Consider the following 18,953-nt stretch of genomic DNA (forward strand, 5'->3'; position numbering starts at 1 on the left):
GTTTTTATTTAACGAATTACAAGACGACCGGTCTACTCAGGAGTCATTATGTCCGAATCAAAACTGTTTTCTCCACTGAAAGTCGGTGCAATAACTGTACCTAACCGCGTATTTATGGCTCCGCTGACGCGTCTGCGCAGTATCGAACCAGGCGATATCCCGACACCGTTAATGGCCGAGTACTATCGTCAACGTGCCAGCTCCGGACTGATCATCTCCGAAGCCACGCAGATTTCCGCCCAGGCAAAAGGCTACGCCGGCGCTCCGGGCCTGCACAGCCCGGAACAGATCGCGGCATGGCAGAAAATTACCGCCGGCGTTCACGCTGAACATGGCCGTATCGCCGTGCAGCTGTGGCACACCGGTCGTATTTCCCACAACTCCCTGCAGCCCGGCGGCGAAGCGCCGGTTGCGCCTTCTGCTATCAGTGCGGGCACCCGTACCTCCCTGCGCGATGAACATGGCCACGCCATTCGCGTCGATACCTCCATGCCGCGTGCGCTGGAGCTCGATGAGATCCCGGGGATCGTCGATGATTTCCGCCAGGCGGTCGGCAATGCCCGCGATGCCGGTTTTGACCTTGTAGAGCTGCACTCTGCGCATGGCTACCTGCTGCATCAGTTCCTGTCCCCTTCTTCTAACCACCGTACCGATCAATACGGCGGCAGCGTTGAAAACCGTGCGCGCCTGGTGCTGGAAGTTGTGGATGCCGTCAGCAAAGAGTGGAGCGCCGATCGCATCGGGATCCGCGTGTCACCAATCGGCAGTTTCCAGAATGTCGATAATGGCCCGAACGAAGAAGCCGATGCGCTGTATCTGATTGAAGAGCTGGCAAAACGCGGCATTGCCTATCTGCACATGTCCGAGCCGGACTGGGCCGGCGGCCAGCCGTACAGCGACGCATTCCGCCAAAAAGTGCGCGATCGCTTCCCGGGCGCGATTATCGGCGCCGGTGCCTACACGGTAGAAAAAGCCAACGATCTGATCAGCAAAGGCTTAATTGATGCGGTGGCCTTCGGTCGTGACTATATCGCCAATCCCGATCTGGTCGCTCGTCTGCAGCACAAGGCCGCGCTGAACCCGCAGCGCCCTGAAAGCTTCTACGGCGGCGGCGCGGAAGGCTACACCGATTACCCGACGTTGTAATCCCGCCGGGTATCGCGACGGTTAGCCGCTATCGTATTTTGTGGTAACTGACTGCACATCCAGGACGCACTCATCTCGTCCGCGGATGCGACAAGAAAGATCGGCGTAAGGGCCGCCTGAAATGGCGGCCTTTTTACGATATAGTGCTCAGGGGTATGAAACGCCTTGTCCGTTTTGTTACGCTATTCAGACAATTGCACATACGGTCTCTGCTAAGAGGCTGTAAACAAGGAGTATAAAAACTATGCGCTTACTTCACACTATGCTGCGCGTTGGCGACCTGCAACGTTCTATCGAGTTTTACACCAACGTGCTGGGCATGAAGCTGCTGCGTACCAGCGAAAATACCGAATACAAATACTCGCTGGCCTTCGTCGGCTACGGCGAGGAAAGCGATACGGCGGTTATCGAGCTGACTTACAACTGGGGCGTTGACAAATACGACCTCGGCAGCGCTTACGGTCATATCGCGCTGAGCGTGGATAACGCCGCCGAAGCCTGCGAGCGTATTCGCCAGAACGGCGGCAACGTCACCCGCGAAGCGGGTCCGGTGAAAGGCGGCACCACGGTTATCGCTTTCGTTGAAGATCCGGACGGTTACAAAATCGAACTGATTGAAGAGAAAGACGCCGGCAAAGGCCTTGGCAACTAACCTGCTTCGGGCGCTCATCGGCGCCCGCTGTTTTTCCCCTTCCTGCTGCAAGGCGCGGCAAAATTTGCCATAATGCGCGCTACTTTTTTCCAGTTAAGAGAATCAGATGTCCGAGAACGTTCAACTTAATGGTCTGTGCGACCGTTTTCGTGGTTTCTACCCCGTGGTGATTGATGTAGAAACCGCCGGGTTTAATGCTAAAACCGACGCCCTGCTTGAGATCGCCGCCATTACGTTGAAAATGGATGAGCAAGGCTGGTTAATGCCGGACGAGACATTGCATTTTCATGTTGAACCTTTCGAAGGCGCCAATCTGCAGCCTGAAGCGCTGGCCTTTAACGGCATCAATCCGAACGATCCTGAGCGCGGCGCGGTGAGCGAATACGACGCCCTACACGCCATTTTTAAAATGGTCCGCAAGGGAATTAAGGATAACGATTGTAATCGTGCCATCATGGTGGCGCACAACGCGACGTTCGATCTCACCTTTACGATGGCCGCCGCCGAACGCGCCGGACTCAAACGTAATCCGTTTCATCCGTTCGTGACGTTTGATACCGCGGCGCTGAGTGGACTGGCGCTCGGCCAGACGGTGCTGTCCAAAGCCTGCCTGGCCGCCGGAATGGCGTTTGATGGCAGCAAGGCGCACTCTGCGCTGTATGATACCGAGCAGACGGCGCAGCTGTTTTGCGAAATCGTCAACCGCTGGAAACGTCTTGGCGGCTGGCCATTACCGCTTGCCGGACAAGAGTAAGAGACAAAAAAAAGCGACTTCGCAGGAAGTCGCTTTTTTACTGGCGGCAGACTTATTCAGCTTTCGGCTCGTCGGTCTTGTACTTTGCCGCCGTTTCTTTGATCAGCTGCTGCAGTTCGCCGCGCTGATACATTTCAATCACGATGTCGCAACCGCCAACCAGCTCGCCATCAACCCACAGCTGCGGGAAGGTCGGCCAGTTCGCATATTTCGGCAGTTCCGCGCGGATATCCGGGTTCTGCAGGATGTCAACGTAGGCAAAACGCTCGCCGCATGCAGACAGCGCCTGCACAGCCTGAGCGGAAAAACCGCAGCTTGGCAGTTTCGGAGACCCTTTCATGTACAGCAGGATCGGGTTTTCAGCGATTTGACGTTGGATTTTTTCTACAGTCGTGCTCATTGTCATGCTTCCTTAACTTCTATACGGCAGTAATTTGTCATTGTAGCGTCCTGAACGCAGGACAGATAATAACATTTTTTTCACTCATTATATTTTATCTTCTGTGGTCAGAAGTTGCCTTAAAAATATCATTTTGGCCGCGTAAAAGCGGTATCGCTGTACATTTCGCGTACAAGGTGGTTAATGTCTGAGATAATTTTTTGCAATTGTTAATCAAACGACACTTTAGATACAAAAGAGTATTAACTTTCCGGGTTTTTATGCTTTAGAATCGTTGGGTTTTGTCATTCACCGTCAGGTATGGGTACATATCTGTCATTAATCAGGGGATTGCTCAGTGGCGCGGCTAAACAAAATCGCGATTTCGCTCTGTGCATTACTGTTTACATCTATCTCATTTACACCACTGGCGCATGCTTCAGGGCATACGCACACCTCCGCCACGCCAAAAGCGCATGCGGCGAAAGGCACTACAGAACGTAAGAAAAAAGCCAGCAGTCAGAAAACGAAGTCCACAACCAAAACCGCCAGCAAGAAAGCCTCAACGGCCACCCGCACCCGACACCCCACTCGCACCACCGCATCCAGCCAGACGGCATTGAACCGTCAGGCCGCCGGCACCAAAAAATGCGTTTTGCGTAAAGGGTATAAAAAGCAGTGTGCGAAATCGATCGCGCCAGCCGCTGAACCGGCCCCGGTCATGGCCAGCGTGCAGAGTAAATGCGTCGTGCGTAAAGGTTACAAAAAACGCTGCAAAACAATCGCGGAAGAACCGCCGCTGACCCTGGCGGATGCGCATAAAGCCCGCGTGCAGAGAGCACAAAGCACCGCTATGTCGAAGTTAATGGATCAGATTGGCAAACCGTATCGCTGGGGCGGAACTTCGCCGCGTACCGGTTTCGACTGCAGTGGGCTGGTCTACTACGCCTATAAGGATCTGGTAAAAATCCGCATTCCGCGCACCGCCAATGAGATGTATCATCTGCGCGATGCCCGTCCGGTCGATCGCGGCGAGCTGCAGAGCGGCGATCTGGTCTTCTTCCGCACCCGTGGGCGCGGCACCGCCGATCACGTCGGCGTTTACGTTGGCAACGGCAAGTTTATTCAGTCGCCGCGTACCGGCCGCGACATCCAGATCACCTCATTAAGCGAAGATTACTGGATTCGCCACTATGTCGGCGCACGCCGGGTGATGACCCCCAAAACCATTCGCTGAGCCTGACCTGCCGCGTCTGCGGCAGGTCAACTCTCCTCACTATAATGTCAGGCTCATCTCATGCCAGGACATGCCGCCATGATCCGAGGCGGAAGGCCGCTCGTAGCGAAAACCAAATCTCTCATACAGGGCCACGTGTCGGTCTTTGCACATCAGGTGAATGGCGCTCTTTTGCGCCTGCGCCATCTGCCGGATAAAGCGCTCCATCAGAGCAGTCGAATACCCTTTTCCCTGGTGTTCAGGATCAACGACGACAGACATAATCACGACATTCGGCGCGCGAGGATCGTGCCCGACCAGCTCCTTGAAGGCTTCATCCGACATCACGACTTCCCACGCACACCCTGAATTAATGAAGCCAATGACCTCTCCTTGCCGTTCCATGCAAAGAAATCCTTCCGGGTACTGCTGGATTCGGGTGGCAATCTTTTCACGAGTGGCCGCTTCATCCCCTTCATATGCGGTCGTTTCAATTTCAAAACAGCGTTCGACGTCGGCCAGAGTCGCCTGGCGATAGACTATGTTAGACAAAACAGACCTCTGCAAAATGGATATTCACTAATCACTTTATATTTCAACGGCAACAGCGATCAACCTGCCCTGTTGAAATGCGATGCCTTGCGCTCCGGCGAAGGCTTAGCCGGGTAAGTTTGTTAAATATACCCTTTATCATTGCAAGGCTTTTAACTCCCTTCTGCAAGTGTTAGCATTCCGATCACAATAAAAACCTGTTGCACTCGCCCCGGCGAGGGACAGTACATGCTGTTCTGGATGGTAAAACATCCTTTGAATGTGAGCTAGAAAACAAGAAGTTATAAGGAGAGTAACAATGTCGTTTGAATTACCTGCATTACCGTATGCAAAAGACGCCCTGGCGCCGCACATTTCCGCAGAAACCCTGGAATACCACTACGGCAAACATCACCAGGCCTATGTCACCAACCTCAACAACCTGATCAAAGGCACCGCGTTTGAAGGTCAATCTTTAGAAGCGATCGTCCGCGCTTCTGAAGGCGGCATCTTTAACAATGCGGCCCAGGTCTGGAACCATACTTTCTACTGGAACTGCCTCGCGCCGAATGCGGGCGGCGAGCCGGAAGGTGAGCTGGCAGCCGCCATCAATCAATCCTTCGGCAGCTTCGCAGAGTTCAAAGCGAAGTTTACCGACGCGGCAGCGAAGAACTTTGGCGCAGGCTGGACATGGCTGGTTAAAAATAGCGATGGCAGCCTGAGCATTGTCTCCACCAGCAACGCTGGCACGCCGCTGACCGGCGACGCCAAACCGCTGCTGACCGTGGATGTCTGGGAACATGCCTATTACATCGACTACCGCAACGCCCGTCCTGACTATCTGGCGCACTTCTGGGCGCTGGTAAACTGGAAGTTTGTGGCAGCCAATCTGGCGGCCTAAAACGCTAACGCAGAAGGGGCAACCCTTCTGCGAATATACCGACTGTCAGACCAACGCCTCTTCCGGCTGCGAACGCCCGCCGAACAGCACCAGCAGCAGCGCCACACCGGCAATGATCGCTCCCATCACCGGCACAAAGGCATAGCCCAGTCCGCCAGAAATCACCGCGCCACCGGCTGCCGCACCCAGCGCATTGCCGAGGTTAAACGCTCCGATATTGACCGACGAAGAGAGACCCGGTGCTTCATGAGCCACTCGCATCACCCGCATTTGCAGCGGTGGAACCACGGCGAAGGTCGCCGCCCCCCAGACCACCATACTGATTGCGGCTCCCAGCTGCGTCTGCGCCAGCAGCGGAATCGCCAGCATGATAACCATCAGCAGCAGCAGAAAACCCTTCAGCGTCCCGGAGACGGAACGGTCGGCGAATTTACCGCCGAGGTAGTTACCCAGTGAAAAGCCGACGCCAATCAACACCAGCATGGCGGTGACGAACAGCGGTGAGGCGTGCGTAATGGTGTGCAGCACCGGTGAAATATAGGTATAGAGGGTAAACATCGCGCCGGCCCCCAGCACGGTGGTCAGCAATGCGGAGAGCACCTGCGGACGAACCAGCACCGAGAGCTCCTGTTTTACGTTCGGACGCTCGCCAGCGCTGCCTTTGGGCAACGAAAACCACAGGCTGACCATCGCCACCAGCCCCAGACCTGCCGTCGCGAGGAACGACATCCGCCAGCCGATGGTCTCGCCAAGCCATGTCGCCGCCGGAACGCCGCCAATATTAGCGATAGTCAAGCCCATGAACATGGTCGCCACCGCGCTGGCCTGTTTGTGTTTCGGCACCACGCTCGCCGCCACCACCGACCCGAGGCCAAAGAAAGCGCCGTGGTTAAGACTGGTGATAATGCGCGAAATCAGCAGCGTGGTGTAATCCGGCGCCATTGAGGAGAGAATGTTCCCCAGCGTAAAGATAGCCATCAGAAAAATCAGCGCATTTCTGCGCGCGCGATGAGAGAGCAGCAAAGTCATCAGCGGCGCACCGACCATCACGCCGATCGCATACGCGCTGATCAGCATTCCCGCCGCCGGAATTGACACGTCGACACCTTTGGCAATCACCGGCAGCAGCCCCATCGGGGAAAACTCCGTGGTGCCAATACCAAACGCGCCTATCGCCAGCGCTAACAAGGGAAAGTTGATTTTCATTCAATGACTCCAGCAGACCGTCATCGGCGACGGTATCTCATCAGAAGTCAAAAGCATGACATCAATCACAAAAAAACAAAAGTAAACGAAATGGCAAAAGATTTTTGCGAAATTGATAATAATGGCGGGACATCGGGGGAAAGAGCCCTCTCCCCCGGATAAATCAGTGCAGCACCGCGGTCAGGCCGGCGGCCACGATCAGACCCAGGACAATAATCGTTGTCGTCAGCGAAAACTTTAAATCTGTATCCATCAATTTTTCCCCCAGTTATCCCCACATGAAAAGTGAGCTTGCTCATTTTTGCACAATATAGCGCAAAAATCTTCCATGTTTTAGGGTGATGCACATTTTTGCTCTTCCCCTTTGCCGCAAGATCGGACAAAATCCCACGCTAATTTGAAAGCGTATCGGCCATTGACCCCTTCCTGTCGTTCTGTGTCGTTTTCCCGACGTGATGCAATGTTGAAAATTGTATTCAGGGTGTGTATAGGCAAACGTTTACGTATCGATAATCAGACGATCAGGTCAAGGTCTGGAGTGAGAAGTAATGGCAACAATTAAAGATGTAGCGAAGCGCGCAAACGTTTCCACTACAACAGTGTCACATGTAATTAACAAAACCCGTTTCGTGGCGGAAGAAACCCGCAACGCCGTGTGGGCGGCGATCAAAGAGCTGCACTATTCCCCCAGTGCCGTTGCTCGCAGCCTGAAGGTTAATCACACCAAATCGATTGGCCTGCTGGCCACCAGCAGCGAAGCGGCCTATTTCGCTGAGATTATTGAAGCCGTAGAAAAGAGCTGTTTCCAGAAAGGCTATACCCTGATTCTGGGCAATGCGTGGAACGATCTCGAAAAGCAGCAGGCCTATCTGTCGATGATGGCGCAAAAGCGCGTCGACGGCCTGCTGGTTATGTGTTCTGAATATCCGGAATCGGTGCTCAGCATGCTGGAAGAGTACCGCCATATTCCGATGGTGGTAATGGACTGGGGTGAATCCAAAGCCGACTTTACCGATTCGGTCATCGATAACGCCTTTGAGGGCGGTTATATGGCCGGTCGCTATCTGGTGGAACGCGGCCATCGTGAAATCGGCGTGATCCCGGGTCCGCTGGAGCGTAACACCGGCGCCGGGCGCCTGGCGGGCTTTATGAAAGCCATGGAAGAAGCGCAGATCGCCGTTCCGGAAAGCTGGATTGTGCAGGGAGACTTCGAGCCTGAATCCGGCTACCGCGCAATGCAGCAGATCCTCAGCCAGCAGCATCGCCCGACGGCGGTCTTCTGCGGCGGCGACATCATGGCGATGGGCGCAATCTGCGCTGCGGATGAGATGGGGCTACGCGTGCCGCAGGACATTTCGCTGATCGGGTATGATAACGTGCGTAACGCCCGCTATTTCAGCCCGGCGCTGACCACCATCCACCAGCCGAAAGATTCGCTGGGGGAAGCGGCCTTCAATATGCTGATGGATCGTATCGTCAACAAGCGCGAAGAGTCACAGTCGATCGAGGTTCACCCGCGGCTGGTAGAGCGCCGCTCCGTCGTAGACGGCCCGTTCGTCGACTACCGTCGCTAATCGCCCGTGCGGCGCCGGTTACTCCGGCGCCCGCAGCCACTCCCGGTTTAACGTTTCACTGTCCCCCAGATAATCCAGTAGCCACGACAGCGCCGGTGACGTGTCGCTCTGCTGCCAGGTCAGGCAGCACGCGGCGTCCGGGAACGGGTTTTCCAGCGCCAGCGCGGTCCATTCACCGCGGTCAATCCACGGGCGAGCAAAATGGCTCGGCACCATCCCTACGCACAATCCCGCCGAGAGGCAGGTGGCCGAGGATTCCCAGTCCGGCACCACCACCCTTTTCTGATTGTCCAGTAGCCAGGTCGTGCGTTTTGGTAGCGAGCGGGAGGTGTCCTCCCTGACCAGCGACGGCCAGTTGCGCAACACATCATCGCTGAGCGGCCCGCTCATCTGCGCCAGAGGATGATGGCTCGCCACCACGCAATGCCAGCTCAACATCCCCATATCGCGAAAGGCGTAGCGTCCCCCCACCGGAATCGAACGGGTTGCCCCGATAGCCAGTTCCACGCGTCCGTCGGCCAGCGCGTCCCAGACACCGTTGAAAACCTCCTGAAAAACAATCAGCTCGACATCGGGAAAGTGACGATAAAAATCAACAATCATCTGGCGCATACGGGCCGGTTTAACAATGTCATCCACGGCTATCGACAGCTGACCACGCCAGCCGTTGGCTATCTGCTGACACTGCTGGCGGGTGATCTGCATTTTTTTGATAACAGATCGTCCTTCCTGTAAAAACCAGAGCCCGGCGGTGGTCAATTCGACATCGCGATGGCGGCGTTCAAAAAGCGGTACCGCCAGCCACTCCTCCAGCTGACGTACGGTATAACTGACCGCCGAAGGTACGCGGTGCAGCTCCTGCGCCGCGGCGCTAAAGCTGCCGTTGCGGGCGACAGCATCAACAACTTCGAGTGAGTATTCGGACCACATATTCTGCCTGCAAAAATTTTGAACGCATGTAGCAAATATTAGCGTTTCACAAGCCAGAATGCACTCCCTACACTCTGCGGCATCATACCTGCATCTATAAGAGAATGTTATGCAACAACCCGGGAAAGGATTTTTAGTGTGGCTGGCGGGACTCAGCGTGCTGGGTTTCCTCGCTACCGACATGTATCTGCCGGCCTTTTCGGCCATCCAGCAAGATCTCAATACTTCTGCAGCGTCGGTCAGCGCCAGTCTGAGCCTGTTCCTCGCCGGCTTCGCCATCGGGCAGCTGTTCTGGGGCCCGCTCTCGGACCGCTACGGACGTAAACCGATTCTGCTAACCGGGCTGGCGATCTTCGCTATCAGCTGTCTGGGAATGCTGTGGGTGCGTGACGCCACTCTGATGCTGGTGCTGCGCTTTATCCAGGCGATCGGCGTCTGCGCGGCGGCGGTGACCTGGCAGGCGATGGTCACCGATTATTATCCAGCTCAGCGCACTAACCGTATTTTCGCCACCATTATGCCGCTGGTGGGTTTATCGCCGGCTCTGGCGCCGTTGCTCGGCAGCTGGCTGCTTGCCCATCTGGAATGGCAGGCCATTTTTGCCACCCTTTTTGCCATCGCCCTGCTGCTGATGGTGCCCGCCCTGCGCCTGAAGCCGGTCGTCAGGCCGCAGGGTGACGTCCGCGAGAAGCTGACCTTTCTGACGCTGCTGCGCTCGCGCGAATACAGCGGCAACGTGCTGATTTACGCCGCCTGCTCCGCCAGCTTTTTTGCCTGGTTAACCGGGTCGCCGTTTATTCTCCATGAGATGGGCTACAGCCCGACCGCTATCGGTCTTAGCTATGTTCCGCAGACAATCGCCTTTTTAATCGGTGGCTATGGATGCCGCGCGGCGCTGCAGAAATGGCAAGGCCAACAGCTGCTGCCCTGGCTGCTGGTGATTTTCGCCGTCAGCGTGGCTGCCACCTGGATGGTTGGTCTGGTTGAAGATGTCTCAATTATTGCGGTGATGATTCCCTTCTGCGTGATGGCCATTGTCAATGGCGGGATCTACCCGATTGTTGTCGCCCAGGCGCTGAAGCCGTTCCCGCAGGCGACCGGTCGTGCCGCCGCGCTGCAGAACACGCTGCAGCTTGGTCTGTGCTTCCTGACCAGTCTGCTGGTTTCCGCGCTGATTGCCACGCCGCTGCTCACTACCACCAGCGTGATGCTGGTCTCTATCGTGCTGGCCGGGCTGGGTTATTTTATGCAGCGTCACAGCGTTTGCCTGACTACCGAATCGTCTCATGCATAAACGCGTTTCAGTGATGTTAAGGCTCAGTAATTAGCCTGCTAATATATTTTTATTGAAAGCCTGATTTCAGCGGCCTATACTGAACCGGCTTCACATAAATAAAATATTTTTTAAGATTAACGGGAGCAGGATGCATCCCGTTTCACCATGGAAGGCCTTTCGGCAAGGGTTATCGCCCTTCCTCTGTTCTACGTCGGATAGCAGCTTCACGGATATTCCGTGAGATTTCTCACAAAGCCAAAAAAGCGTCTACGCTGTTTTAAGGTTCTGATCACTTGGGCGTGATGGAGAAGCTATGAGTTCATCGTGTATAGAAGAAGTAAGCGTACCAAACGACGACTGGTACCGAATTGCAACCGAATTGCTCGGTCGCGCGGGCATTGAGGTTAATGGCACCGCACCCTCCGATCTGCGGATTAACAATCCGCTCTTCTTTAAACGTGTTTTACAGGAAGGGTCGCTGGGGTTAGGTGAGAGTTATATGGACGGCTGGTGGGATTGCGAACGGCTGGATATATTCTTCCATAAAGTACTCCGTGCCGGGCTGGAAAATCAGCTCCCTCACCATCTGAAAGATACGCTTCGCATCGCAGGCGCTCGCCTGTTCAATCTACAAAGTAAAAAGCGCTCCTGGATTGTCGGCAAAGAACATTACGACCTGGGCAACGATCTTTTCAGCCGGATGCTCGACCCCTATATGCAATATTCCTGCGCGTACTGGAAAGAGGCGCAATCGCTGGAAGAGGCGCAGGTGGCAAAATTAGATCTTATTTGCCGCAAACTGCAGCTGGAACCGGGGATGCGGGTGCTGGATATTGGCTGCGGCTGGGGTGGTCTGGCTTACTATATGGCCAAAAATTATCACGTTAGCGTAGTCGGCGTGACCATTTCCGCCGAGCAGCAAAAAATGGCCCAACAGAGATGCGAAGGGTTAGACGTTACCATTTTGCTGCAGGACTACCGTGACCTGCATGACCAGTTTGATCGCATTGTTTCCGTCGGGATGTTTGAACACGTGGGACCTAAAAATTACGCCACCTATTTTGAAGTGGTGGATCGTAATTTAAAACCTGACGGTCGTTTTTTATTACACACCATTGGCTCCAAAAAAACGGACCACAGCGTCGATCCGTGGATCAATAAATATATTTTCCCCAACGGTTGTCTGCCTTCGGTTCGTCATATCGCGCAAGCCAGCGAATCCCATTTCGTGATGGAAGACTGGCACAATATCGGCGCCGATTACGATACGACGCTGATGGCCTGGTACGAACGTTTCCTGGCCAGCTGGCCCGATATCGCCGATAACTATTCGGAACGTTTTAAACGTATGTTTAGTTATTATCTGAACGCCTGCGCGGGGGCTTTTCGCGCGCGCGATATTCAGCTCTGGCAGGTGGTCTTTTCTCGCGGTGTGGAAAACGGCCTTCGCGTGGCCCGCTAAAAATATCCCCCGTTAACACGGGGGATATTCTTTTCTTTCCTTCTTCATCCAACAGCAGCGGCCGATCATTCATCGCTCAGCTGTTGTGCCGCTTCTTTCGCTGCCAGCACGCGTTCCACGGTATCGACTACCGCCTGCGTTTGCGGGTCGATCTCGATATTCACCCGATCGCCGAGTTTTTTAATGCCAAGCGTGGTGCGCTGCAGCGTTTCCGGGATCAAATGCACGCAAAAACGCGTCGGGGTCACTTCACCGACCGTCAGACTGATGCCGTCAACGCCGATAAATCCTTTATAGAGGATATATTTCATCAGCGTCGGGTCCTGAACCTTAAACCAGATCTGGCGATTATTTTCCGAGGTCAGGATCTTGACGATTTCCGCCGTGGTCATAATGTGGCCGGACATCAGATGGCCGCCGATCTCATCGCTGAATTTTGCCGCTCGTTCCACGTTCAACACATCCCCCACCTCTACAGCGCCAAGGTTGGTAATACGCAGCGTCTCTTTCATCAGGTCAAAACTGATGCGCGGGCCGTCAATTTCGGTGACTGTCAGGCAGCAACCATTGTGCGCCACCGATGCCCCGGTTTCGATGCCGGCAAGCATATGCTCAGGCAGCTCCACCACATGGGTGCGAAAATTGGGTTTTTCATCGATGGACACCACTTTAGCGGTCCCCTGCACAATGCCTGTAAACATGCTTTACTCCTGTAGACTTTCGTGACGGTATCATTACCGTTATACCTGTCGGGAACAATACCAGTTGGCAAAACAGGTTGCCAGCGCGCATCGTGCCCTACCATTTTTTCACTGGCTTAATGGCGCATCCTCGCTACAATAGACTGGAAAATCCCTCTGCTCTTTCTTCTTGCTGCCATTTACGGCGGCTTTTTTAGTCTCAAAATAACAACAATATAAAGGTGTTCACGTGCAGAAGTATTTTATTGAAGCGCGTCAGTTATTAGCACTGGCCATTCCTGTGATCCTGGCACAGGTCGCCCAGACCTCCATGGGCTTTGTCGATACCGTGATGGCGGGTGGCTATAGCGCCACCGATATGGCAGCCGTCGCGATTGGGACCTCTATCTGGCTCCCGGCAATTCTCTTTGGCCACGGTCTGCTGCTGGCGCTGACGCCGGTTATCGCACAGCTAAATGGCTCCGGTCGCCGCGACCGCATTGCCCATCAGATTCGTCAGGGGTTCTGGCTGGCGGGATTCGTTTCGCTGCTGGTCATGGTCGTGCTGTGGAACGCCGGGTACATCATCAGCTCGATGCACAATATTGACCCGGCCCTCGCCGAAAAAGCGGTAGGCTACCTGCGCGCGCTGCTGTGGGGCGCCCCCGGCTATCTCTTCTTCCAGGTCGCACGTAACCAGTGTGAAGGCCTTGCGAAAACCAAACCGGGGATGGTAATGGGATTTATCGGCCTGCTGGTCAATATTCCCGTTAACTATATCTTTATCTACGGCCACTTTGGCATGCCTGAACTGGGCGGCATCGGCTGCGGCGTGGCGACGGCATCCGTTTACTGGGTGATGTTCTTCTGTATGATCTCCTGGGTACGTCGCGCCCGCTCTATGCGCGATATCCGTAGCGATGAAGGCTTCAGCGGACCGGACTTCAGCGTGCTTAAACGTCTGGTGCAGCTTGGGCTGCCAATTGCGCTGGCGCTGTTTTTTGAAGTCACTCTGTTTGCGGTCGTTGCGCTGCTGGTTTCTCCACTGGGGATTGTGGACGTCGCGGGCCATCAGATAGCCCTGAACTTCAGTTCGCTGATGTTCGTTTTACCCCTCTCGCTGGCGGCAGCGGTCACCATCCGCGTCGGCTTCCGTCTTGGGCAGGGTTCCACCCTCGATGCGCAGGTTTCCGCCAGAACCGGGGTTGGCGTTGGCGTCTGCATGGCGGTGATCACGGCGATTTTCACCATCCTGATGCGTAAGCAAATTGCCCTGCTGTATAACGACAATCCGGAAGTGGTCCTGCTGGCTTCTCAGCTGATGCTGCTGGCCGCGATATATCAGATCTCCGACTCCGTACAGGTGATTGGTAGCGGGATTCTGCGCGGATATAAAGATACGCGTTCGATCTTCTTTATTACGTTTACCGCGTACTGGGTGCTGGGACTGCCGAGCGGCTACCTGCTGGCCTTAACCGATACGCTTGTTCCGCGTATGGGGCCCGCCGGTTTCTGGTGCGGATTTATTATCGGGCTCACCTCGGCAGCAGTGATGATGATGCTGCGGATGCGTTTCCTGCAGCGTCAACCGTCCAGCGTGATTTTGCAACGCGCGGCGCGCTAACGCACAGCGGCACCTGTTCCCAGGGTGCCGCTCCTCACCGTCGTAGGGATTCAGCGCGGGCCCAGCGCGGTTCTTAAGGCGTCAACAAAACATTTAATTTTCGTCGTCCGCCGACGTCCGGCCGGCACCAGAATATGCATGGGCCGCGCCGGTCCTGAGAATCCGGCTAATACCTGCACCAGGCTCCCCCGCTCCACTTCGGTTTTCAACACATCTTCCGGCCCGAGGGTAATACCGTGTCCGGCAATGGCCGCATTCATCAGCGCCTTCCAGTCATTCGCGCGGAACCGCCCGGAGGGTTTGATCTCGAACATGGCCCCCTGTTTCTCAAATTGCCACCGGCAGGCGCTGCCCGCCGACCAGTGTCCATACACCAGGCACGCGTGATGTTGAAGATCGGTCGGCGTCTGCGGTTCGCCGTGGCGCAAAATATAGTCGGGTGACGCGCAGGCAATCAGCCGGTATGGCAGCAGAGGCCATGCAACCATCGAGCTGTCGGCCAGCTCACCGATGCGCACGATCACCTCAAACTCCTCTTCTATCGGGTCGACAATGCGGTCGCTCAACGTCAGTTCAACCTGAACGTCAGGGTAGCGGGCAAGATAGTCGGTAATAAAGGCTGCGAGCGCATGTGAACCAAAAGTGACCGGCGCATTCACCCGGATGATGCCTGAAGGTGTCGCTTTCATCTCCTGCGCCACCGCATCCGCCTCCGCGATCTCAGCCAGTACTACCCGGCAGCGTTCATAATAGCTACGCCCGATATCGGTGAGCGTCTGTCGGCGCGTGGTGCGGGCGATTAATGAAGTGCCCAGGTGCGCCTCAAGCGCTGCCACGTGTCGGGCGACCATCTGCGGCGAGAGTCGCAGCTGTCCGGCAGCGGCGGCAAACGACCCCGTTTCAGCCGCCTTCACGAAAACCCTGATACTGGTGAGCTGGTCCATGATTCACTCATTTGAGTTGTTTATCATTCCACTATCTTACGATTTATCTTCTGCAGAGATGGAATTAAATTTATCGACACTATCAGATCATTGGTAAGGAGTTGAAAATGAAGATTGGCATTATTGGCGCCGGATTCGTTGGCCGGTCTATCGCGAAGCTGGCGCTTGCCGCCGGTCACGATGTCATGTTGAGTAACTCACGGGGGCCCCAGACTCTTTTCAGCCTGGGTCCGATGATTGGCTGTCAGGTCGGTAGCGCAGAGGACGCTGCCGAATTTGGCGAGGTGGTGGTCATTGCCGTGCCGCTCAGCGCTATCCATTCGCTGCCGGTTGCCGGCATTAAGGATAAACATGTCATTGATGCAGTGAATTACTATCCCGAGCGTGACGGCCCGATCGAGGCGCTGGAGTCAGGAGAGACCACGACCAGCGAATTGCTCGCCCAGATCCTGCCTGCCGCAACCGTCACCAAAGCGTTTAACGCTATTCCCATGACCCAACTGGAAAGCGATGGACTGCCCGCGGGGGCGGAAAATCGTCGGGCGCTGCCGTTAGCAGGCGATAGTGAAAAAGGAAAAGCGATCGCCGCCGCGCTGTACGAGGCGTTTGGCTTTGACACCGTCGACGCCGGACCACTGTCCGAAGGATGGCGTTTTGAACGCGGCCAGCCCGCCTATTGCGTACGAATGACCCGCCCGACGCTGCTCACGACCTTGTCCCATACACCGCATCGCTAACCGCCCCCCTCCGCCGACGCTGACTCCGTTGGCGGAGCATCCTGCTTTTCGCCCGCCCTGCGCGTTGTACATTCCGTTACTCGCCGATACCAAACACTCACTGAAGCCTGAGAAAGAAAAACTTATAGTAATTTCAACAGCCCCGCAGTGGGGTTAACTGAAGAAACAATTTCGAGGATATCAGAATGAAAAAAGTATTAGCTCTGGTCGTTGCCGCTGCTATGGGTCTGTCTTCTGCTGCTTTCGCTGCTGACGCAGTAAGCACCACTCAGGCTCCGGCTGCTGCAACTCACAGCACCACTGCCAAGACCACCCATCATAAAAAACACCACAAAGCCGCTGCCAAACCAGCCGCTGAACAGAAAGCTCAGGCCGCGAAAAAACACCACAAAGCCGCCGCCAAACCAGCCGCTGAACAGAAAGCTCAGGCCGCAAAAAAACACCACAAAGCTGCTGCTAAACCAGCCGCTGAGCAGAAAGCCCAGGCCGCGAAAAAACACCACAAAGCGGCAACCAAACCCGCTGCTCAGAAAGCCCAGGCCGCGAAAAAGCACCACAAAGCCGCGGCTAAACCGGTAGCGCAGAAAGCTCAGGCAGCAAAAAAACACCACAAAACCACTAAACATCAGGCCGCTAAACCGGCTGCACAACCGGCTGCTTAATTCTTCCGCTAAGTTGAGTTAATCATAAACCGGCGCTGCTTCAGCGCCGGTTTTATTTCAGGAAGCCACTATGCTGCAACGCTATCGTTTTGAGCTTATTCTGATCCTGTTAGTCCTCTGCGCGCTTTTTACCCTTCGCCTTATTTTCAGGTAATCACACCTTTCCGGTACCAGCGTCTACGACGCCTCTTGCACCGTTCGTCTGACAAATCACTCATTCTCTCTTCCGGCAACTTCGCCACGCCTCGCTTCGCGCCGCGTCAGGAACGACGCCGCAGCGAGACAAAGGCAGCTGGATAAGAAATATCCTTTAGCATCAGTAAAATATGAACAATATGCGTAAAACTTCCGCAATCGCGTGAGATCTGAAAGAAAAGTGACGTTTGCCTCTTGCCACAACCCCATCCGATCGCTAATATGCGTCCCCGTTGTCACCACAACATTGCGTTCATAGCTCAGTTGGTTAGAGCACCACCTTGACATGGTGGGGGTCGTTGGTTCGAGTCCAATTGAACGCACCATAATGCGTTTATAGCTCAGTTGGTTAGAGCACCACCTTGACATGGTGGGGGTCGTTGGTTCGAGTCCAATTAAACGCACCATAATGCGTCCGTAGCTCAGTTGGTTAGAGCACCACCTTGACATGGTGGGGGTCGGTGGTTCGAGTCCACTCGGACGCACCATTCTTTATTCCGCAGACATCAGCAACAGTCTGTAGGTTATCGAACGGTGCGTGAATTTCGCACATTTCTCCCGGTATAATACCCGTTCTTCCCTTTGCGCTTATCCATGCGGTTCCTGTAACAGGAATTAACGCCAGCTTGCCACGCAGCATCAAACAGTCCCGCACACGCGTTTTTAGCTGCAGAGCTATTGCAACGAGATGAAGGGCCGGCTTTTATCGGGTCTCTTCCGTTGACTCATGCGGCAAACCAGGGCGCAAGCGGGTCGGGATAGTGACGCCATTCGCCCGGACCTTCCGCCATTTCTTCGTCCGTAAGCAAAGCGGAAGCCAGCCGGGCGCGCAGCGCTGATTCATCCATATTCATTCCGATAAACACCAGTTCCTGCCGGGCATCGCCCACGCCATCCATCCAGTTTGCCAGGATAAATTTCAGCGACTCATCATCCTCAGGCCAACGTTCTCTGGGGACACTTGCCCACCACCTTCCCCCCAGTTCCTGACGCGCCACGCCACCCGCCTGTGACCAGGCACCGGCAAATTCCGCACGACTGGCCAACCAAAAATACCCTTTCGATCTGACCACACCAGCCAGTTCATGCGCCATCACCTGGCAGAATCGAGCCGGATGGAAAGGCCGACGGGCGCGAAATACGAAGCTGCTAATCCCATACTCCTCTGTTTCCGGCGTATGTTCGCCGCGCAGTTCCTTCAGCCAGCCCGGTGCCTGTGCGGCATTATCAAAATCAAACAGTCCGGTATTCAGCACCTTATCCAGCGCGACCTGACCAAACCGGGAGACCACCATTTTTGCCCGCGGATTAAGCGAACGCAAAATAGCCATCAGCTTTTCTTGTTGCCCGTCATCGATCAGATCGACTTTGTTCAGGACCAGCACATCGCAGAATTCAATCTGCTCAATGAGCAAATCGACCACGCTACGCTCATCACCTTCGCCCAGTGATTCCCCGCGTGAGCGGATGCTATCCGCAGAGTCATAATCCCGCAAAAAATTGAAGGCATCTACGACGGTAACCATGGTATCAAGACGCGCCACGGTTGAAAGACTTTGCCCGTCATCGCCGGCGAAGGTAAAGGTTTCAGCAACCGGAAGCGGTTCAGAAATCCCGGTAGACTCGATAACCAGCTGATCAAAGCGCCCTTCTTTCGCCAGGCGATTAACTTCCAGCAGGAGATCTTCCCGCAGGGTGCAGCAGATGCAGCCGTTACTCATTTCAACCAGTTTTTCATCGGTACGTGAAAGTTCAGCGCCCCCTTCCCTGACCAGAGCGGCATCAATATTGACCTCCGACATATCATTGACGATAACCGCAACGCGCCTGCCCTCCCGGTTGTGCAGAATATGGTTGAGCAGGGTCGTTTTCCCGGCCCCCAGAAAACCGGACAGAACGGTCACCGGTAGGCGCTTGTCGCCCTGTGTTGCTACGCTGGTTCCGGACATTGTCTTTTATCTCCTCGTACTTCATTTGTCATTGGTACACTGGTTTCGGCCTGCTAAGCATGGCCACAGTATTTAATTGTTATGCTATAACATAACAATTAAAATGCCAATATCGACCTTTCCGGCCACATGGAG

20 protein-coding genes and 3 tRNA genes are annotated in these 18,953 nt (G+C 55.0%); 15 read left to right on the top strand and 8 right to left on the bottom strand.

Annotation, left to right across the window (positions count from 1 at the left end; translation table 11 throughout):
• Window positions 1-48 precede the first annotated feature (48 nt).
• The 3 genes from nemA (at window position 49) to rnt (ending at window position 2,552) form a co-directional block, all read left to right on the top strand.
• Window positions 49-1,146 carry an alkene reductase gene (gene nemA / locus AC007G_RS20255; protein WP_133959461.1) on the top strand — a complete coding sequence of 366 codons (1,098 nt, stop codon included), beginning with the start codon at window positions 49-51 and terminating at the stop codon, window positions 1,144-1,146.
• A 244-nt stretch (window positions 1,147-1,390) separates the two neighbouring features.
• Window positions 1,391-1,798 (top strand): lactoylglutathione lyase, encoded by a 408-nt coding sequence (gene gloA, locus AC007G_RS20260; protein WP_004862713.1) that lies wholly within the window; start codon window positions 1,391-1,393, stop codon window positions 1,796-1,798.
• A 106-nt stretch (window positions 1,799-1,904) separates the two neighbouring features.
• Window positions 1,905-2,552, top strand: a complete 648-nt coding sequence (gene rnt, locus AC007G_RS20265) for a ribonuclease T (protein ID WP_032687390.1) — start codon at window positions 1,905-1,907, stop codon at window positions 2,550-2,552.
• A gap of 52 nt (window positions 2,553-2,604) precedes the next feature.
• On the opposite strand, the gene grxD is transcribed toward rnt, so the two are convergent.
• Window positions 2,605-2,952 (bottom strand): monothiol glutaredoxin 4, encoded by a 348-nt coding sequence (gene grxD, locus AC007G_RS20270; RefSeq protein ID WP_004862717.1) that lies wholly within the window; start codon window positions 2,950-2,952, stop codon window positions 2,605-2,607.
• Window positions 2,953-3,289: 337 nt separating this feature from the next.
• On the opposite strand from grxD, the gene AC007G_RS20275 reads away from it, so the two are divergent.
• A complete protein-coding gene (locus tag AC007G_RS20275) occupies window positions 3,290-4,168 on the top strand; it encodes a C40 family peptidase (protein WP_136894864.1) in 879 nt (292 codons plus the stop codon).
• Window positions 4,169-4,207: 39 nt separating this feature from the next.
• Here AC007G_RS20275 and AC007G_RS20280 read toward each other — a convergent pair whose 3' ends face one another.
• Window positions 4,208-4,699 (bottom strand): GNAT family N-acetyltransferase, encoded by a 492-nt coding sequence (locus AC007G_RS20280; protein ID WP_032687387.1) that lies wholly within the window; start codon window positions 4,697-4,699, stop codon window positions 4,208-4,210.
• 298 nt (window positions 4,700-4,997) lie between these two features.
• Here AC007G_RS20280 and sodB point away from each other — a divergent pair, with 298 nt between their 5' ends.
• Entirely contained in the window at window positions 4,998-5,579 is a 582-nt protein-coding gene (gene sodB, locus AC007G_RS20285; protein WP_032687386.1) for a superoxide dismutase [Fe], read from the top strand.
• A 45-nt stretch (window positions 5,580-5,624) separates the two neighbouring features.
• On the opposite strand, the gene AC007G_RS20290 is transcribed toward sodB, so the two are convergent.
• Both AC007G_RS20290 and cydH read right to left on the bottom strand, forming a co-directional pair.
• Complete coding sequence (locus AC007G_RS20290; RefSeq protein WP_032687384.1) at window positions 5,625-6,785, bottom strand: MFS transporter; 1,161 nt, start codon at window positions 6,783-6,785, stop codon at window positions 5,625-5,627.
• 163 nt (window positions 6,786-6,948) lie between these two features.
• Window positions 6,949-7,038 carry a cytochrome bd-I oxidase subunit CydH gene (gene cydH / locus AC007G_RS20295; protein WP_004862736.1) on the bottom strand — a complete coding sequence of 30 codons (90 nt, stop codon included), beginning with the start codon at window positions 7,036-7,038 and terminating at the stop codon, window positions 6,949-6,951.
• A 295-nt stretch (window positions 7,039-7,333) separates the two neighbouring features.
• Here cydH and purR point away from each other — a divergent pair, with 295 nt between their 5' ends.
• Window positions 7,334-8,359: an HTH-type transcriptional repressor PurR gene (gene purR, locus AC007G_RS20300; RefSeq protein WP_004862740.1), complete on the top strand. Its 1,026-nt coding sequence runs from the start codon at window positions 7,334-7,336 to the stop codon at window positions 8,357-8,359.
• A gap of 18 nt (window positions 8,360-8,377) precedes the next feature.
• Here the strand turns inward: purR and punR are convergent, their stop codons facing one another.
• Window positions 8,378-9,289 carry a DNA-binding transcriptional activator PunR gene (gene punR / locus AC007G_RS20305; RefSeq protein WP_479466655.1) on the bottom strand — a complete coding sequence of 304 codons (912 nt, stop codon included), beginning with the start codon at window positions 9,287-9,289 and terminating at the stop codon, window positions 8,378-8,380.
• A gap of 109 nt (window positions 9,290-9,398) precedes the next feature.
• Here punR and punC point away from each other — a divergent pair, with 109 nt between their 5' ends.
• Together punC and cfa are read left to right on the top strand one after the other, a co-directional pair.
• The gene (punC, locus tag AC007G_RS20310; protein ID WP_032687380.1) at window positions 9,399-10,583 is read left to right on the top strand and encodes a purine nucleoside transporter PunC; all 1,185 of its coding nucleotides are present in this window, start codon (window positions 9,399-9,401) and stop codon (window positions 10,581-10,583) included.
• A 295-nt stretch (window positions 10,584-10,878) separates the two neighbouring features.
• Window positions 10,879-12,027 (top strand): cyclopropane fatty acyl phospholipid synthase, encoded by a 1,149-nt coding sequence (cfa, locus tag AC007G_RS20315; protein WP_032687379.1) that lies wholly within the window; start codon window positions 10,879-10,881, stop codon window positions 12,025-12,027.
• Window positions 12,028-12,092: 65 nt separating this feature from the next.
• Here the strand turns inward: cfa and AC007G_RS20320 are convergent, their stop codons facing one another.
• On the bottom strand, window positions 12,093-12,728 hold the full coding sequence (locus AC007G_RS20320) for a riboflavin synthase subunit alpha (RefSeq protein WP_142630775.1): 636 nt from the start codon (window positions 12,726-12,728) through the stop codon (window positions 12,093-12,095).
• Between the two features lie 229 nt (window positions 12,729-12,957).
• Here AC007G_RS20320 and mdtK point away from each other — a divergent pair, with 229 nt between their 5' ends.
• Complete coding sequence (gene mdtK, locus AC007G_RS20325) at window positions 12,958-14,331, top strand: MdtK family multidrug efflux MATE transporter (RefSeq protein WP_032687376.1); 1,374 nt, start codon at window positions 12,958-12,960, stop codon at window positions 14,329-14,331.
• A 50-nt stretch (window positions 14,332-14,381) separates the two neighbouring features.
• Here the strand turns inward: mdtK and AC007G_RS20330 are convergent, their stop codons facing one another.
• Window positions 14,382-15,275, bottom strand: a complete 894-nt coding sequence (locus AC007G_RS20330) for a LysR family transcriptional regulator (protein ID WP_032687375.1) — start codon at window positions 15,273-15,275, stop codon at window positions 14,382-14,384.
• Between the two features lie 107 nt (window positions 15,276-15,382).
• On the opposite strand from AC007G_RS20330, the gene AC007G_RS20335 reads away from it, so the two are divergent.
• From AC007G_RS20335 to AC007G_RS20360, 6 genes are all read left to right on the top strand, one after another.
• Window positions 15,383-16,012 carry an NADPH-dependent F420 reductase gene (locus tag AC007G_RS20335; RefSeq protein WP_032687374.1) on the top strand — a complete coding sequence of 210 codons (630 nt, stop codon included), beginning with the start codon at window positions 15,383-15,385 and terminating at the stop codon, window positions 16,010-16,012.
• 185 nt (window positions 16,013-16,197) lie between these two features.
• Window positions 16,198-16,674 carry an acid resistance repetitive basic protein Asr gene (gene asr, locus AC007G_RS20340; protein WP_072067799.1) on the top strand — a complete coding sequence of 159 codons (477 nt, stop codon included), beginning with the start codon at window positions 16,198-16,200 and terminating at the stop codon, window positions 16,672-16,674.
• Between the two features lie 70 nt (window positions 16,675-16,744).
• Window positions 16,745-16,828: a small membrane protein YdgU gene (ydgU, locus tag AC007G_RS20345; protein ID WP_099130681.1), complete on the top strand. Its 84-nt coding sequence runs from the start codon at window positions 16,745-16,747 to the stop codon at window positions 16,826-16,828.
• A gap of 290 nt (window positions 16,829-17,118) precedes the next feature.
• Window positions 17,119-17,195 (top strand) — tRNA-Val (locus AC007G_RS20350).
• A gap of 4 nt (window positions 17,196-17,199) precedes the next feature.
• Window positions 17,200-17,276 (top strand) — tRNA-Val (locus tag AC007G_RS20355).
• Window positions 17,277-17,280: 4 nt separating this feature from the next.
• Window positions 17,281-17,357, top strand: a tRNA-Val gene (locus tag AC007G_RS20360).
• 237 nt (window positions 17,358-17,594) lie between these two features.
• Here the strand turns inward: AC007G_RS20360 and zigA are convergent.
• On the bottom strand, window positions 17,595-18,818 hold the full coding sequence (gene zigA / locus AC007G_RS20365) for a zinc metallochaperone GTPase ZigA (RefSeq protein ID WP_032699672.1): 1,224 nt from the start codon (window positions 18,816-18,818) through the stop codon (window positions 17,595-17,597).
• Between the last annotated feature and the right edge of the window lie 135 nt (window positions 18,819-18,953).

It is taken from the genome of Klebsiella sp. CSG-1, assembly GCF_056521145.1.

Bases quoted from the DNA above. Each gene is read 5' to 3' on its own strand.
- gloA (WP_004862713.1), top strand. From the start codon at position 1,391: ATGCGCTTACTTCACACTATGCTGCGCGTTGGCGACCTGCAACGTTCT.
- punC (WP_032687380.1), top strand. From the start codon at position 9,399: ATGCAACAACCCGGGAAAGGATTTTTAGTGTGGCTGGCGGGACTCAGC.
- sodB (WP_032687386.1), top strand. From the start codon at position 4,998: ATGTCGTTTGAATTACCTGCATTACCGTATGCAAAAGACGCCCTGGCG.
- purR (WP_004862740.1), top strand. From the start codon at position 7,334: ATGGCAACAATTAAAGATGTAGCGAAGCGCGCAAACGTTTCCACTACA.
- AC007G_RS20290 (WP_032687384.1), bottom strand. From the start codon at position 6,785: ATGAAAATCAACTTTCCCTTGTTAGCGCTGGCGATAGGCGCGTTTGGT.
- grxD (WP_004862717.1), bottom strand. From the start codon at position 2,952: ATGAGCACGACTGTAGAAAAAATCCAACGTCAAATCGCTGAAAACCCG.
- zigA (WP_032699672.1), bottom strand. From the start codon at position 18,818: ATGTCCGGAACCAGCGTAGCAACACAGGGCGACAAGCGCCTACCGGTG.
- AC007G_RS20335 (WP_032687374.1), top strand. From the start codon at position 15,383: ATGAAGATTGGCATTATTGGCGCCGGATTCGTTGGCCGGTCTATCGCG.
- punR (WP_479466655.1), bottom strand. From the start codon at position 9,289: ATGTGGTCCGAATACTCACTCGAAGTTGTTGATGCTGTCGCCCGCAAC.
- AC007G_RS20320 (WP_142630775.1), bottom strand. From the start codon at position 12,728: ATGTTTACAGGCATTGTGCAGGGGACCGCTAAAGTGGTGTCCATCGAT.
- cydH (WP_004862736.1), bottom strand. From the start codon at position 7,038: ATGGATACAGATTTAAAGTTTTCGCTGACGACAACGATTATTGTCCTG.
- ydgU (WP_099130681.1), top strand. From the start codon at position 16,745: ATGCTGCAACGCTATCGTTTTGAGCTTATTCTGATCCTGTTAGTCCTC.
- AC007G_RS20330 (WP_032687375.1), bottom strand. From the start codon at position 15,275: ATGGACCAGCTCACCAGTATCAGGGTTTTCGTGAAGGCGGCTGAAACG.
- asr (WP_072067799.1), top strand. From the start codon at position 16,198: ATGAAAAAAGTATTAGCTCTGGTCGTTGCCGCTGCTATGGGTCTGTCT.
- rnt (WP_032687390.1), top strand. From the start codon at position 1,905: ATGTCCGAGAACGTTCAACTTAATGGTCTGTGCGACCGTTTTCGTGGT.
- cfa (WP_032687379.1), top strand. From the start codon at position 10,879: ATGAGTTCATCGTGTATAGAAGAAGTAAGCGTACCAAACGACGACTGG.
- nemA (WP_133959461.1), top strand. From the start codon at position 49: ATGTCCGAATCAAAACTGTTTTCTCCACTGAAAGTCGGTGCAATAACT.